Raw genomic sequence first — 13,713 nt, 5'->3', positions numbered from 1 at the left:
GTCGCTTGCATGCGCAAGCTATTAACCGTGCTCAACGCCATGGTTCGCGACAACGCCTCGTGGCATCTGGAACATGCGACATCCGCTTGACTGCCAACACAGTTGCTCACCTCAATCCTCTCCCCGAAGGGGAGAGGAGGCGAAGGCAAACAGCCATGCTCATGCAAGCGCGGGGCGAGGGAGCAAAGTCGATCAGACCTCAGGCGCACCACCAAGCGCCGCCCGCGCCGCCAACGCACTCGGCAACCCCACCACAAACATATGCACAAAGATGCTGCTGATTACCCACCCCAGCAAGTGTGGCGACGGCGGCGCAGCCGACAACGGCACCACTATCCCGTTCATCACCGCATACACCACTAGTCCATACAGCGGCCCATACATCCAAGGCCGCCGCACCAACGCTGGCAGCCAGCGGCTCGCGAAGTAATAAGCAAACACCATCGCTATAGCCATGCCGTAATGCAGCACCGCACCCAATCCCATAGTGCCCGCGCCGCCTTGAAAGGCCGCCTTGCCAAGCAGCCCCGCCGCGATGCCTTGCACGATGCGCGACGCCGGCACGCCAGCGACCAGCCGCCAGAACGTGGACGCAAAAATCGCATCCACCGTGGCAACCAGTAACCCGGTGCCCAACAGGATGTTGGCCGCCTTGGGGGTAAGACTTGCTCTCATCGACAACGATGCCGTCATGAACCGATCTCCGGAAAACAGGAAAGGGAAAGCTGTGAAGGGAAAACTGGATGGGATCGCAGCACCCGCACGCCCCAAAAGATCCCCCGCGGACAACAGCGCGTTGGGGATGGGCCGAGGGAAGGCCCGTCCGCGGGGGGCAACGGGTACGACAGTGCACCTGTGAGGCATCAGCCGCCTCGCGGATGGGGCGATGCTGCTTGCTGTGACCCTATCGCCGAGTGCAGGCTAGGCACCCGAATGGTTTTGATCCATAGCCAATTTTTTCATTTCCTATAGAGCCAATTCCGAGAAGGAGCATCGGTGTTTCTCGAACTGGATGGTCAAGGTCCGCAATACGCCCAGCTCACGCGAGCGATCAAGGCCGCCATCCTCGGCGGGCGCCTGGTCGCGGGCGCGCGCTTGCCGCCAACGCGCGCGCTGGCACGCGATCTGGATATCTCGCGCATTACCGTGTTGGCCGCTTACGAGCAGCTACGCGCGGAAGGCTTTATCGAAGGGCGCGTCGGTTCGGGCAGCTATGTCACGGCGATCGAACACAAACCCGCGCCGCGGCATCCCGCACGCACTATCGCCGCACCCTCACGCTATGCACGACGTGCCCGCGCCGTGCAGGACCGCACCATCGGGCTACTGCACCACGGCCTGCGCTACGACTTGCAATACGGCAACCCGCAGGTGCATCCGGCGTTGAACGATCTGTGGGCGCGCGAACTGGCGCGCGCCGCCACTTACACGGGACAAAGCGGCTCCCGCGCCCAAGGTCTGCTCGCCCTGCGCCAACAGATCTGCGATTACCTCGCCCGCCGTCGCGGCGTACAGGCTCAGCCCGAAGATGTGCTGATCGTCAGCGGCACCCAGCAGGCGTTCGCGCTCACCGCCCGCGTATTGCTGGATGAAGGCGACCGCGTCGTGCTCGAAGAACCCAGCTACTTCGGTGCACGGCAAGCCTTCGCCGCTCACGGTGCACGACTGGTGCCGGTACGTACCGATGACGAAGGACTGGTCTGCGCTGAGCTGCCCCGGCAGACACCGCGTCTGATCTACGTAACACCATCTCACCAGTTTCCCAGCGGATCGGTATTGTCGTTGCCACGCCGGCTAGAACTGCTGCGCTACGCCAACACGCATCGCTGCTGGGTGATGGAGGACGACTACGACAGTGAGTTTCGCTACGACTCGCGTCCGCTTACCGCCATGCGATCGCTCGATAGCAGCGATCGCGTGATCTACGTCGGCACCTTCTCCAAAGTGATGTTCGGCGCGCTGCGTCTGGCCTACATGGTGGTACCCACCGCGCTGCGCGACGACTTCATCACGGCGAAGTACCTCGGTGACTTCTTCTGCCCCATGATCGAACAGGCTGCTTTGGCTCATTTTATGGAGAGCAGCGGCTTCGAGCGGCACTTGCGGCATGCGACGAAGGAACTGAAGGCGCGCCGCGAGACCGTCATCCAAGGACTGCATCGTCATGCCGGCGATCGCGTCGAGATCGCCGACTCACAAGCGGGCATGCATGTCGTGGTCTGGCTCCGCGGCTACAACAGGGCGCGCACCGAAGCGCTGATCGCTTACGCCCACGAACGCGGCCTCGGCCTGTACCCGATGGCCCCGCATTATTCCAAGGCGCCCGCGCGGCAAGGTTTGATTCTTGGCTATTGCGGACTTTCGAGCACCGGATTGAACGAGGCGATGCAGCTGTTCGGGTACTGCCTGGACGCGCTCGACGGAGGGGCCGGCTCGCGATGAGCCAGCCCCGATCAGTTCAAACGTTGCGACTCGATTCGAACAGGAACCAAACCCTGCGCTCCGCCTCATCAATCCAGTTCTCCAGCAAGCTGGCAGTAGCCACATCGCCGTACTGATCGCAGAGGCTGTGGACCTCACGCATGATCGAAGCGACGCGGGCATTGTCCTCGCGCAGCTCAGCCAGCATGTCGGCCGGCGAAACAAAATCGGCATCGTTGTCGTCGAGCCGTTGCAGCCGGGCGATATGCCCGATGGAACGCAGCGTGGTGCCACCGATCTTGCGCACGCGCTCGGCGATCGGGTCCAGCGTGGCGTAGATTTCATCTGCCTGCTCGTCCAGCAGCAGGTGATAGTCGCGGAAATGCGGGCCGGACATATGCCAGTGGAAGTTCTTCGTCTTCAGGTAGAGCGCGAAGAAATCGGCGAGCAAGGCGTTGAGCTCGCCACCGATGTCGCGCCTTGCATCCTCACCTAGCGTGCTGGGTGTGGTCAGCGGAGCCTTGCGCCGCTGCCTGGCCTTGCTCGTCTCTTTCATCGTCGTCTCCTTATGGGGATTGGGATAGGGATCGGCTCAGCCGCCGGAGCTGGCATCGCGATGGAGGTAGGCGGCCAGCGCCAGCACGGGCGGCAAGGCGAAACACCAGGTGCTCACCCCTGCATAGAGCAGGGCGGCCATGGCACAGCCCAGCGCGAAGGCGAACACCGCCTGCCCCATGCGCGCCAGACGCGCATGGATAGCCTCTTTCTGCTCAGCCGGCACGCCCTGCAGCAGATCGCCGACGTCGAGCATGATCTGGGTGGTGGTGCCGGTCATCAATGTGGTGGGCGGGGCGCTGCCCAGATGCACACGCTGCAAGGCGTTCTGCACCGCCATGCCCGCCACCAGGATGAGGCCAGTGATCATCGCGGACCAGCTGTCACCGTGCGAAAAGGGCCCATAGCGAATGGCGAGCACGCCGCCCACGGTCAACAGCAGCAGCTTCAACCCCAGCATCGTTTTGAGCACCGGCCAGCCCCGATCGATCAGGCGATAGCGGAGCAGGCGCGACAGCACCACCATGACGCAGAAGGTCGGCAGCGCCAGCAGCTTGGTGACGATGCCCGACGTACCCAGTACCAGCGCCGCACCGATGGTGACGAAGTTGCCGGTCACATGTGCGGTGAACAGGCCATGCAGCGCCATGAAGCCCGCCGTATCGACATAGCCGGCGTTGAAGCTGAGTAGGGTCGGCATGGTCAGTTTCATGATCTTAGGTTCTCTTGGGTTTGATGCTGCACGCCGGCACTCGACGAGCTCACCACATGTACTTGAGCTCTACGCCCAGATAATCGCTGTCGTGCCCACCGGCCCGACGGATGGCATCGCCGATATCGAAATGCACCATCTCCACCGCAGCGGCGAGGTTGGCGTTGAAAACGTAGTCGGCGCGTAGTTGCCCATAAGCGCCGGTCCAACGGCCGCCTCGGCCGGCGGTGCCGGGTAGCGCGACGTTCGGCTGCGTGTACACCGCGTCGGCCGTGGTCCCGCGCCATTGCAGGCCGAGCGCGCCCATGAGCGTCAGGCGCGGCGATGGCTTCACCGTGATACCCGGCTTCACATGGATGAAGTTCGTGTAGCCGGTGTAGCCCGCCAGGGTGACGTAGTACCCGTTCGGAAACAGCGGTTGGAAGGTGCCGAGGGTGTGGTCGCCGCGATGGTGGTCGCCCGAGGCCGCATCCACCTGCAGGCCGATCCGGGGTCGCCAACCCAACGAGGCGAAGGTGTAGCCCGCGCGCGTGCCGATAGCCCACGCACGGATGTCTTTGGCACCCACCGAACCACGCTGCGCCATCGCTTCGAGATCCCAGTCGAAACCGCGCGCCGCGCCGGCATAGCGCGTGTCGAACACGTGACGCAACTCGCGCCCGCTGCCGTCGAGGTACTTGGCGTTGTCGCGCGCAAACAGCGCGTAGTAGGCGGACAGCTCCTGATGGCCGAACACCAGGCGTTCCGCACGCAGCATGCTGAAACGCAGATGGCGGTTGGAGCTGTCGTCGAACGGATGCGCATCCGCGTATTGCACCGGCTGGCTGATGAAACCGATCAAGCGCCAGCGGCCGGCGTCCCAGCCCGCCCACACGGCATCGAACGCCTGACGCACGTTGGGCCCATCCCTCAGCGATACGAAGCGCTGCAGGTCGAAGGCGAATTCCTGGCGACCGATGCGTGCCTTGAAGGTGCCCGCATCGAAGCTGTGGGTATAGGCAAGAAAGGCCAGCCGCAGATCGAGCGGGTTCTTGTCGACCGGCGTGGCTGCCCGCTTGCCGACATCGCGAGCGTCTTCCAGCTGGGTGAATAACTGCCAGTGCTCGTTGAAATGGAGATCCGCGTGAACTTGCAGGCGCTGAATCAGGTAACTGTCGCTGCGGGCACCGCCCACGCCAAAGCCCGCAGCGTCATTCAACTCCACGCGCTCGCGCAGATTCAGGCCCAGCGAGAGATAGCTGGCCGGATTGTCGGCGGAAAGCGCGATGTATTTAAGCGAGTCGCCCGGCTCGGTCCGCAGCGCCGGATCGGCCAGCGGCGACCAGTTCTCCTGCCAGCGGTTGAACAGCGGCACCGGCCTCGCGGGCGCCCCACTCGTGTCTTGCGCACCTACCCCATGCGCGAACATGAGGAGGGCGGCGCCAGCGAAGGCGATGCATCGCATCGCGCTTACTTGCCAGCCGCCGCATGGATCTCCGCAACGTAGTTGCCCGGAAATGCCAGCATGGCGATCTGCCGTCCATCCGCGGTGTAAGGCTCCACCAGCACTTTCGCGCCGCTGGCCTTGGCCTTGGTCAGCGTGTCGCCAAGGTTGGCGACTTCATAACCGGTCAGCTCATGCCCGTAGGGATACGGCAGATGCCCGTCGGTCACCTGCACCGACATCTTGCCGAAGGTCGACTCGATGCGAACCCGGCGATACGTATCGCTGGGACGGCCGATCTCGACACCGGGCGCATGCGCATCATCGGAGACCACCTTGCCATGGGAGAAGGTGAGAAAGCTGTGGATGAACGCGTTCGCGCGATCCTTGGACACGTAGACGCGATTCTCCGGCACGGTCTGGAACGCGGCATAGTTCGGCGCGGTGGTGTGCCAATAGAGCTGCATGTTCACCCCACCCGGCCACTGGATCACGGCGTCGCGGCCGATCGGATCGGGAAAGGCTTCGACGATGACGTCGGCACCATCCGCACGCGCGGCGCGGATCGCCTCATCCATGTCCTTCACCAGATAGCCGGTGCGCTCCGTGCCGAACGGATGCGGCACCGGCGTCTTGAACCCGAACAGCGACACCGTGCCCACCGGCGTCTGCAGCAACTGTGAAGTGGTGCTGCTGGGCGTGGGCGTCACCGTCGCCACGACCTGCTTGGTGCTCTGCCCACCGAAGGTGGCGAGGAAACTCTGCACGAAGCGATCGACCTCGGTGGGATCGACATACACGTGCGTGGTGTCGTACTGCGCGCCCACCGCCACTTCGGGCGTGGCCTGCGCGGTGCGTGCCTGCAACGGCACGACGGTAGCGAGCGAGGCCGCTCCGAGACCGAACACGGCCGCCAGAACGAGGGACTTGATGCGCATGGAAAGCTCCAGATCAGGATAACGATGGAAGATCGGTGGCCGGGGCTTCATGCCGATGCGGCGCGGCGTTCCCGCAGGTCGTGCCATGCCACCAGCAGGAAACCGCCGACCAGGCCGAGGTGCTCGAAGAAGGTATTGGCGGCCGGTATCCGCTGGGGCAACGGCAGCTCCCAGAAGCGGGCCGCCATGAAGGTCGCCATCAACGTGAAGACAGCGAGCGCCAGCGCACCCAGCCAGCGATAGAAGCCGGTGAGGATGCATAGCGAGGCGCCGAACTCCATCGCGATGGTCGCCGCGGCGAACGGCGCGGGCGGCGTCAGTCCGAAGTGCTGCATCTCGGCGATGGCGCCCGCGAAGTCCACGGCTTTGTCGAAGCCGCCCTGAAGATACGCGGCGCAGAGCAACAGCAACGCCACCCAGCGAATGATCGATGATCCAGTGCGCATGGTCATATCGCCCAACAGGCGCAGCCCAGCGCGCCCCAGAAGGATTTGAGATCGGCGATCGGCAGCTTGCTCGACCAGGCCGTGGCGTGATCATGGCCGTGGATGCCGCAGGCATGGTGGCAACCGCATGACTGCGTCGCCAACTGGCGTACTGCGGCGGCGCCCGCCTTGTTCTCGCCCCAGGCGGCATAACCGCCATAGCGGCGCACCGGCGACCAGTCTGGCATCGCTGGCGGAATCGGTGCCTCATCCAGGTCGGTGAAGGTGCCGGCGGCGTACACGATCTTGCCGCCGACCATGGTCAGCTCCGAGGTGGTGTCGGCAATCTCGCTCTCCGCACAGGCGAAAAAATCGCGGTCCGGCACGACCAGGTCCGCAAACTGGCCAACCTTGATCTGGCCTTTCTTACCGACCTCGTTGGAGAACCAGGTGACGTTCTCGGTCCACATGCGCAACGCGGTTTCCCGATCCAGGCAGTTGCGCTGCGGATAGAGACGCAGGCCGCCGACGGTGCGACCGGTGATCAACCACGCCAGTGAGACCCACGGGTTATACGAAGCCACGCGAGTCGCATCGGTGCCGGCCGATACCCGTACGCCCTTCTCCAGCATTTTCGCCACCGGCGGCGTGGCTTCCGCCGCACCCATGCCGTAACGCTCGACGAAGTATTCGCCCTGGTAGGCCATGCGATGTTGCACGGCGATGCCACCGCCCAGCGCCGCGATGCGGTCGATCGACTGCTCGGAAATCGTCTCGGCATGGTCGAAGAACCAGTTCAATCCCTCCAAGGGAATGTCCTGGTTCACCCGCTCGAACACATCCAGCGCGCGGCTGATGGTCTCGTCGTAGGTGGCGTGCATGCGCCACGGCCAGCGGTTCTCGGCAAGGATGCGCACCACGCCTTCGAGATCGCCCTCCATCTCGGCCGGCATGTCCGGCCGGGGCTGGCGAAAATCCTCGAAGTCCGCCGCGGAGAACACGAGCATCTCGCCCGCACCGTTATGGCGGAAGTAGTCGTTGCCTTGCTTGTACTTGGAGGTGCGCGTCCAGTGAAGGAAATCGTCCTTCTCGGCCTTGGGTTTCTGGGTGAACAGGTTGTAGGCGAGGCGGATGGTCAGCTGGCCTTCGTCGGCCAGCTGCTGGATCACCGCATAGTCGTCGGGGTAGTTCTGCGAACCACCGCCGGCATCGATGGCACCGGTGACACCGAGACGGTTGAGTTCACGCATGAAATGGCGTGTGGAATTGAGCTGATAGTCGTACGGCAGCTTCGGACCGCGCCCGAGCGTCGCGTAGAGAATCGCGGCATTCGGCTTGGCCAGCAGCAGGCCGGTCGGGTTGCCATCGCTATCGCGCACGATCTGCCCACCCGGCGGCTCCGGCGTGTCGCGGGTATAGCCGACGGCGCGCAGCGCGGCGGCGTTGAGCAAGGCACGGTCGTAGAGATGCAGCAGGAACACCGGCGTATCGGGAGCGACCGCGTTGAGTTCCTCGATGGTCGGCAGGCGCTTCTCGACGAACTGGTGCTCGGTGAACCCGCCGACCACGCGCACCCATTGCGGCGGCGGCGTAATCGCCACCTGATGCTTGAGCATGCCCATCGCGTCGGCCAGCGAGCGCACGCCGTCCCAGCGCAGCTCCAGGTTGTAGTTCAGGCCGCCCCGGATGATATGCAGGTGGTTGTCGATCAGGCCAGGCAGGACGCGGCGTCCCTTGAGGTCGACCACACGCGTGCCGGTACCGGCCAGCGCCATGACGTCGGCATCGCTGCCCACCGCCATGAAGCGGCCATCGGCGATCGCCACCGCCGAGGCGTGGGGGTTAGCACGATCGAGCGTCGCGAACTGGCCGCGATGCAGGATCAGCTCGGGGACGGCCGGCACAGCACTCATGACTTGGCCTCCGACTCCGGCGCCGGCTTGGCGGTGTGTTTGCCCTCGGGCAGCTGGCCGAACACATGCGGTTTGATCTGGCCGCCGAACCAGGCGGTCGTCGCGGTATCCCGATGCAACAGGTGCTTGATCAGGGGCGGAATCTGTTCGCCGGCAAGAATGCCCAGCAGGCCGACCAGGGCGATCACCGGCGGTGCGGGCGAGCGGACCTTGAGCAAGGCGTAAACGATGCCTACCAGCAACCCTGCGGCGAGAGAAAAAATATAGGGTTTCATCGACATCTCCACTGGACAAGATGAAAGCGGCGGCGGGCGAAGCCGCCGCTGGTAACCGCGCTCAGCCTTCGTGCGCGCCGAACATCGACTTGGCGTAGGTGATGCCCAGGCCGTAGGAGCCGCCGAACTGCCTGGCGATGCCGGTGGTGCTGTCGTACGACTCGGTACGCGCCCAGTCGCGCTGCAGCTCCAGCAGGTATTGCAGCGCCGTCATCGGACGGGCGCCGGCCTGGATCATGCGCTCGACGGCACGGTTGTGCGCCTCGGCCGAGACATCGCCGCAGGCATCGGTGATCACGTAGATCTCGAAACCTTGATCGATGGCCGACAGCGCCGGGCCGACGATGCAGACCGAGGTCCACAGACCGGCCAGCACCAGGCGCGTCTTGCCGATCTCGTTCACCTTCTTGATGACGGCGGCATCTTCCCAGGTGTTCATCGAGGTGCGATCGAGCAGCGCCTGGCCCGGGAACGGATCGGTGACCTCGCTGAACATCGGGCCGGAAAAACTCTTTTCGGCCACGGTGGTGAGGATGGTCGGTACCTTGAAGCTGGCCGCCGCTCGCGCCACCAGGCCGGCGTTGTTGCGCAGCGTGATGGCGTCGATGGAATGCGTCGCGAAGGACATCTGCGACTGGAAGTCGATCATGATGAGTGCATGATCCGTCGGCGTCAGCAGCAGTTTGCCGGGCGTGGGCGTGGCGGTGATGGACATGTCGGTCTCCTGGGTGAAAGCAGGGAGAGCGGTTCCCGCCGAGCTTATCCGACGAGTCGCTCATGAAGGGCTCGGCGCTACATGCTACGCACTGCATGTGATGCCGATGAAAGGGTTTTGTGTGGCGAGCGGAGAGTTGCAAATGTCCCCTAGCAGCGGGCTCATGCAAAGCCCGAAACGGGCATATCGCAGCTACCCGATCGGGGATATCCGGATGGGTGTCTTGGTGAGATCGCCGGGTTGATCCACACGGGCACCCTTTGTAGGAGCGCACCCTGTGCGCGACAAACCGGCAGGACTGCCGGTTCGCACGGCGGAGCCGCCCGCAGGGCGAGGGCCATGGATGGCCCGAGTGACATGCCTACGAAGCGCGAACCTGCCCGGGTCGCCCACAGGGTGGGCTCCTACAGGGGCCTTTGGGGCCTACGAGTCGAGGAAGCCGCGCCGGATCGCGATGGTCACCGCATGCGTGCGGTCGGACGCGCCCAGCTTCGCCATGATGCTCTTGAGGCGCGCTTTCACCGTGTCTTCGGAGATGCACAGCATCTCGGCGATACGCTTGTTGCCGTGTCCCGTGGCCACCAGCCGCAGCGCGCTCAACTCCTTGGCGGTGAGCATGTCCGCCCAGGCATGCGAGGCCACTTCGCTTGCCACCTCGCCCACGATCACGCGCCGCCCGATCGCCGCGCTGCGAATCGCCTGCAGGATGTCATCGCGGGTGGAGGTCTTGAGCAGGTAGGCCGTAGCACCGGAGGCCAGTGCCTGTTTTACCCGGGCATCGCCGGGATAGGTGGTGAGGATCACCAGCCGTGCGGCGGGAAATTCACTGCGGATCGCCGCGATGGCTTGCAGCCCATCCATATGCGGCATCTGCAGATCGAGCAAGGCCACGTCGGGGTGCAGCTCGCGAAAGCGCGCCACGCTTTGCGCGCCGTCGGCCGCTTCGCCGACGACAGTCATGTCGGCGGCGCTGTCGATCGTCGCGCGCAGACCATCCCGCATCACCGGATGGTCGTCGGCGATGAGTACCTTGAGCTTGCCTGTCTGGTCTTCCACGCCAGACACTATCCGATGAGGCACCGATGGGTTCAATGCCCATATGGGTAAACCCGCGCGTACCCCGATACGTCGCGACGTGGTGATGTGTTGCCGATAAACTCTCCAGCAATGTCAATGAAGCGATCCAGGCGTAGCGCGCTGCTGACCTGGGTGGGCGCATGCCTGCTGGGTCTGTGGTCGGCGGCGAGCGCACAAATCGGCACCACCGCCGAACCATTCCGCCTGACGTCCTGGACCGTCGAGCGCGGCGCGCCGGCGGATATCTGGGCGCTGGCTCAGGGCGGGGACGGGTATCTGTGGCTGGGTACGGGCACGGGGCTTTATCGTTTCGATGGCGTGACGTTCGAACGCTTTGAGCCGGCGCCTGACGAAGGTTTCCGGTCCATGGACATCACCGCGTTGTGCGCGCTTCCCGATGGCTCTCTGTGGATCGGTTTGTTCTACGGCGGCGCCAGCGTGCTCAAAGCCGGCCATGTCACGCATTACACCGATCACGACGGTTTTCCCGGCGGCATGGTGATCACCTTCGCCCACGACGGTGACGGCGGGTTGTGGGCGGCCAGCCGCGGCGGCCTGGCTCGTTTCGACGGCCAGCGCTGGCAGATCATCGGCACCGACTGGAACTACCCGGCGAAGCGGGCTGATTGGGTGATGGCCGATCGCGAGGGCACCCTGTGGGTGACCACCGGCGAGCAGCTGCTGTTTCTGCGCAAGGGTGCGCGCCGCTTCGAAACCACCGGCGAGCATGTGGATCAGGACACCATCCTGGCGCAGGCGCCAGACGGCACGCTGTGGCTGTCCGACGGGTTTCACGGCACCCGCGCCTTGCCCGGCCTTTCCGTGGCGCATCCTTCGCTCGATCCGCAGCGTGCGCTGACCAAGACATCCTTTGCGCAGTCCAAGCGTCTGCTGTTCGACCGCGACGGCCAGCTGTGGGGCACCGATGCCGCACGCGGTGGCGTGTATCGGGTGTCGTCCCCATCCCGGTTGGCGGACGGCCGCTCGCTGCAGCCGGCGGATCTGGACGGCACGTTCAATCACGGCAACGGCCTGCCTTCGGACATCGCTGTGCCGCTGCTCGAAGACCGCGAAGGCAATCTGTGGACGGGCACCAACCTGGGCCTCAGCAGCTTTCATCTCAACAAAGTGCAGCTGCCGGCGAACATCCGGGTGGGACCTGCCACCAACTCGGCGTTGGCTGCCGGCGACGAAGGCGAGATCTGGATCGCCAACGGCGGCTCGTTGCTGCGCACCACCGCGCAAGGTGCGGAGGTGGTGTCGCAAGGCCTACCCGATATCAGCGCAGCGCTTTACGCACCGGACAAAACCCTGTGGGTGGTCGGGCAGAGCAGTCTCGGCCGAGTGGTGAACGGCCGCTTCGCCGCACTCGACCTGCCGGTGGCGAGCAAGCATGTCATCGTCCAGGCGATAGCCTCGGATCGGCAAAGCGGACTGTGGGCCAGCTTCGCCAACAACGGCCTCTACCACTGGCGCGGGAATCGTTGGACACGCGTCGACCAGGGCGCCGCGCTCGACGCGATGACACCCACCGCTCTCGCCAGCGATGCCTCCGGCAGCCTGTGGGCCGGCTATCCCGACAACCGTGTGATGCGGATCGACGGGCAAACCCGGCAAGTGTTCGGACCAGCGCAAGGGCTGCAAGTCGGCAACGTCACTACCCTGGACGTCCGTGCCAGCGAGTTGCTGGTCGGCGGCGATGCCGGCCTCGCCCGCTGGCATGAGGGCCGGTTCCAGTCGCTCGCCATCACCGAGCCGCAGGTGTTGGCTGGGGTGTCGGGCATCGTGCGCACCGACCAAGGCGATGTCTGGATCAATGGCAGCCGGGGCGTTGTGCACCTTCATGCGGATGCGTTCAACAAAGGCTTCGACGGCAACGGCTACCGCGCACCTTATGAATTGTTCGACTACCACGACGGCTTGCCCGGCATTGCGCTGCAGGCCTCGCCTGTATCGACGGCCACCCTGGACTCCCTCGGCCGCATCTGGCTCAACACCAACCAGGGCGCTGCATGGATCGATGCCGCGCACCTGCGACGCAATCCCATCGCGCCAGCGGTGTTCATCCGGGGACTCACCGCCGGTGACCGGCGCTATACCGAGTTGGACGACCTGCACCTGCCTCAGCGCACCAGCAATGTGCGGCTGGATTACACCGCCACCAGCCTGGCCATTCCCGACCGCGTGTTGTTCCGCTACAAGCTCGACGGCGTGGACGAGCAATGGCAGGACGGCGGCACCCGGCGCGAAGCGTTCTACTCCAACCTCGGCCCCGGCAAGCACCGCTTCCACGTCACCGCCGCGAACGACGACGGGGTATGGAACGAACAAGGCGCCAGCATCGACTTCACTATCGAGCCGCAGTTCTTCCAGACGGCGTGGTTCCGCCTGCTGTGCGTCGCCGCGGGAATGTTGCTGATCGCCGCGCTCTATCTGTGGCGGTTGCGCCTGATGGCGGAACAGATCCGCCTGCGCCTTGAAGAACGCACCAACGAACGCGAACGCATCGCGCGCGAACTGCACGACACCTTGCTGCAAGGCGTGCAAGGTCTACTGCTTCGCCTGCAAGCGCTAGCGGCCGAGCTGCCCGCCGACGATCGCCGACGCGGTGCGCTGGATGCGGCGGTCGACCAGGCACGCGACATGCTGGTCGAAGGTCGCGACAAGATCGTGGCGCTGCGCGGCGCCGACCGCGCGTGGGAACGCCTCTCCCAATCCATCCGCGCGATCGGCGAAGAACTGGCATCCACCTACGACGTGGCCTTCCAGGTGACCACCACCGGCGTAGAGAAGCCCTTGTGTCCGCCGGCTTGCGACGAGGTCGTCGAGATCGTGCGCGAAGCCATGCGCAACGCCTTCATCCATGCGAACGCCAAGCTGATCGACATCGACATCCGGTACGAACTCCAGACCCTGCGCATCGCCATTCGCGACGATGGCCGCGGCATCCAGGCAAACACCCTCCGGCAAGGCCGGCTCGACGGTCGCTGGGGCCTGGTCGGCATGCACGAGCGCGCCGAGAAACTCGGCGCCACGCTCACCATCCGCCGTGGCGAGCAAGGCGGCACCGACGTGGTCCTCGCCATTCCAGGACATGTCGTGTTCAGTCCATCCCTATTCGGCAGACGGCGGCGACCGCCGATGATTGAGTGAGCTAGGGATGCTCCGATCAGCGTCGGATCTCAGCGACGCGAGCTCTTGGCTCCCTCCCTTGCTTGCGACGCAAAGCTAGTCCCGTGGGACAGGGGAGGGCTGGGGA

12 protein-coding genes are annotated in these 13,713 nt (G+C 64.7%); 2 read left to right on the top strand and 10 right to left on the bottom strand.

Annotated features, from left to right (window positions below; translation table 11 throughout):
- Positions 1-192: 192 nt before the first annotated feature.
- Positions 193-693, bottom strand: coding sequence for a hypothetical protein (locus OUZ45_RS04805; protein WP_266168783.1), 501 nt, complete (start codon positions 691-693; stop codon positions 193-195).
- Positions 694-996: 303 nt separating this feature from the next.
- On the opposite strand from OUZ45_RS04805, the gene pdxR reads away from it, so the two are divergent.
- Positions 997-2,442, top strand: coding sequence for a MocR-like pyridoxine biosynthesis transcription factor PdxR (gene pdxR, locus OUZ45_RS04800; RefSeq protein ID WP_266168782.1), 1,446 nt, complete (start codon positions 997-999; stop codon positions 2,440-2,442).
- A gap of 16 nt (positions 2,443-2,458) precedes the next feature.
- On the opposite strand, the gene OUZ45_RS04795 is transcribed toward pdxR, so the two are convergent.
- From OUZ45_RS04795 to OUZ45_RS04755, 9 genes are all read right to left on the bottom strand, one after another.
- Positions 2,459-2,977: a Dps family protein gene (locus OUZ45_RS04795; protein WP_266168781.1), complete on the bottom strand. Its 519-nt coding sequence runs from the start codon at positions 2,975-2,977 to the stop codon at positions 2,459-2,461.
- Between the two features lie 36 nt (positions 2,978-3,013).
- Entirely contained in the window at positions 3,014-3,688 is a 675-nt protein-coding gene (locus OUZ45_RS04790) for a YoaK family protein (RefSeq protein WP_266168780.1), read from the bottom strand.
- A gap of 49 nt (positions 3,689-3,737) precedes the next feature.
- Positions 3,738-5,132: an alginate export family protein gene (locus tag OUZ45_RS04785; RefSeq protein ID WP_266168779.1), complete on the bottom strand. Its 1,395-nt coding sequence runs from the start codon at positions 5,130-5,132 to the stop codon at positions 3,738-3,740.
- Between the two features lie 5 nt (positions 5,133-5,137).
- Positions 5,138-6,049, bottom strand: coding sequence for a carbon-nitrogen hydrolase family protein (locus OUZ45_RS04780; RefSeq protein ID WP_266168778.1), 912 nt, complete (start codon positions 6,047-6,049; stop codon positions 5,138-5,140).
- Between the two features lie 47 nt (positions 6,050-6,096).
- On the bottom strand, positions 6,097-6,495 hold the full coding sequence (locus OUZ45_RS04775; protein WP_266168777.1) for a DoxX family protein: 399 nt from the start codon (positions 6,493-6,495) through the stop codon (positions 6,097-6,099).
- Between the two features lie 2 nt (positions 6,496-6,497).
- A complete protein-coding gene (locus OUZ45_RS04770) occupies positions 6,498-8,387 on the bottom strand; it encodes an amidohydrolase (RefSeq protein ID WP_266168776.1) in 1,890 nt (629 codons plus the stop codon).
- On the bottom strand, positions 8,384-8,662 hold the full coding sequence (locus tag OUZ45_RS04765; RefSeq protein ID WP_266168775.1) for a XapX domain-containing protein: 279 nt from the start codon (positions 8,660-8,662) through the stop codon (positions 8,384-8,386). The genes OUZ45_RS04770 and OUZ45_RS04765 overlap by 4 nt, the downstream gene beginning before the upstream one ends.
- Positions 8,663-8,723: 61 nt before the next feature.
- Positions 8,724-9,377 carry a hydrolase gene (locus tag OUZ45_RS04760; protein ID WP_266168774.1) on the bottom strand — a complete coding sequence of 218 codons (654 nt, stop codon included), beginning with the start codon at positions 9,375-9,377 and terminating at the stop codon, positions 8,724-8,726.
- A gap of 423 nt (positions 9,378-9,800) precedes the next feature.
- Complete coding sequence (locus OUZ45_RS04755; protein ID WP_266168773.1) at positions 9,801-10,433, bottom strand: response regulator transcription factor; 633 nt, start codon at positions 10,431-10,433, stop codon at positions 9,801-9,803.
- A gap of 117 nt (positions 10,434-10,550) precedes the next feature.
- On the opposite strand from OUZ45_RS04755, the gene OUZ45_RS04750 reads away from it, so the two are divergent.
- Positions 10,551-13,607: a sensor histidine kinase gene (locus OUZ45_RS04750; RefSeq protein WP_266168772.1), complete on the top strand. Its 3,057-nt coding sequence runs from the start codon at positions 10,551-10,553 to the stop codon at positions 13,605-13,607.
- Positions 13,608-13,713 lie beyond the last annotated feature (106 nt).

This window comes from Dyella subtropica (genome assembly GCF_026283965.1).
Lineage (GTDB): Bacteria > Pseudomonadota > Gammaproteobacteria > Xanthomonadales > Rhodanobacteraceae > Dyella_D > Dyella_D subtropica.
This window is presented reverse-complemented; position numbering and strand designations above follow the sequence as displayed.

Bases quoted from the DNA above. Each gene is read 5' to 3' on its own strand.
- OUZ45_RS04765 (WP_266168775.1), bottom strand. From the start codon at position 8,662: ATGAAACCCTATATTTTTTCTCTCGCCGCAGGGTTGCTGGTAGGCATC.
- OUZ45_RS04750 (WP_266168772.1), top strand. From the start codon at position 10,551: ATGAAGCGATCCAGGCGTAGCGCGCTGCTGACCTGGGTGGGCGCATGC.
- OUZ45_RS04775 (WP_266168777.1), bottom strand. From the start codon at position 6,495: ATGCGCACTGGATCATCGATCATTCGCTGGGTGGCGTTGCTGTTGCTC.
- OUZ45_RS04780 (WP_266168778.1), bottom strand. From the start codon at position 6,049: ATGCGCATCAAGTCCCTCGTTCTGGCGGCCGTGTTCGGTCTCGGAGCG.
- OUZ45_RS04790 (WP_266168780.1), bottom strand. From the start codon at position 3,688: ATGAAACTGACCATGCCGACCCTACTCAGCTTCAACGCCGGCTATGTC.
- OUZ45_RS04785 (WP_266168779.1), bottom strand. From the start codon at position 5,132: ATGCGATGCATCGCCTTCGCTGGCGCCGCCCTCCTCATGTTCGCGCAT.
- OUZ45_RS04760 (WP_266168774.1), bottom strand. From the start codon at position 9,377: ATGTCCATCACCGCCACGCCCACGCCCGGCAAACTGCTGCTGACGCCG.
- OUZ45_RS04795 (WP_266168781.1), bottom strand. From the start codon at position 2,977: ATGAAAGAGACGAGCAAGGCCAGGCAGCGGCGCAAGGCTCCGCTGACC.
- OUZ45_RS04770 (WP_266168776.1), bottom strand. From the start codon at position 8,387: ATGAGTGCTGTGCCGGCCGTCCCCGAGCTGATCCTGCATCGCGGCCAG.
- OUZ45_RS04805 (WP_266168783.1), bottom strand. From the start codon at position 693: ATGACGGCATCGTTGTCGATGAGAGCAAGTCTTACCCCCAAGGCGGCC.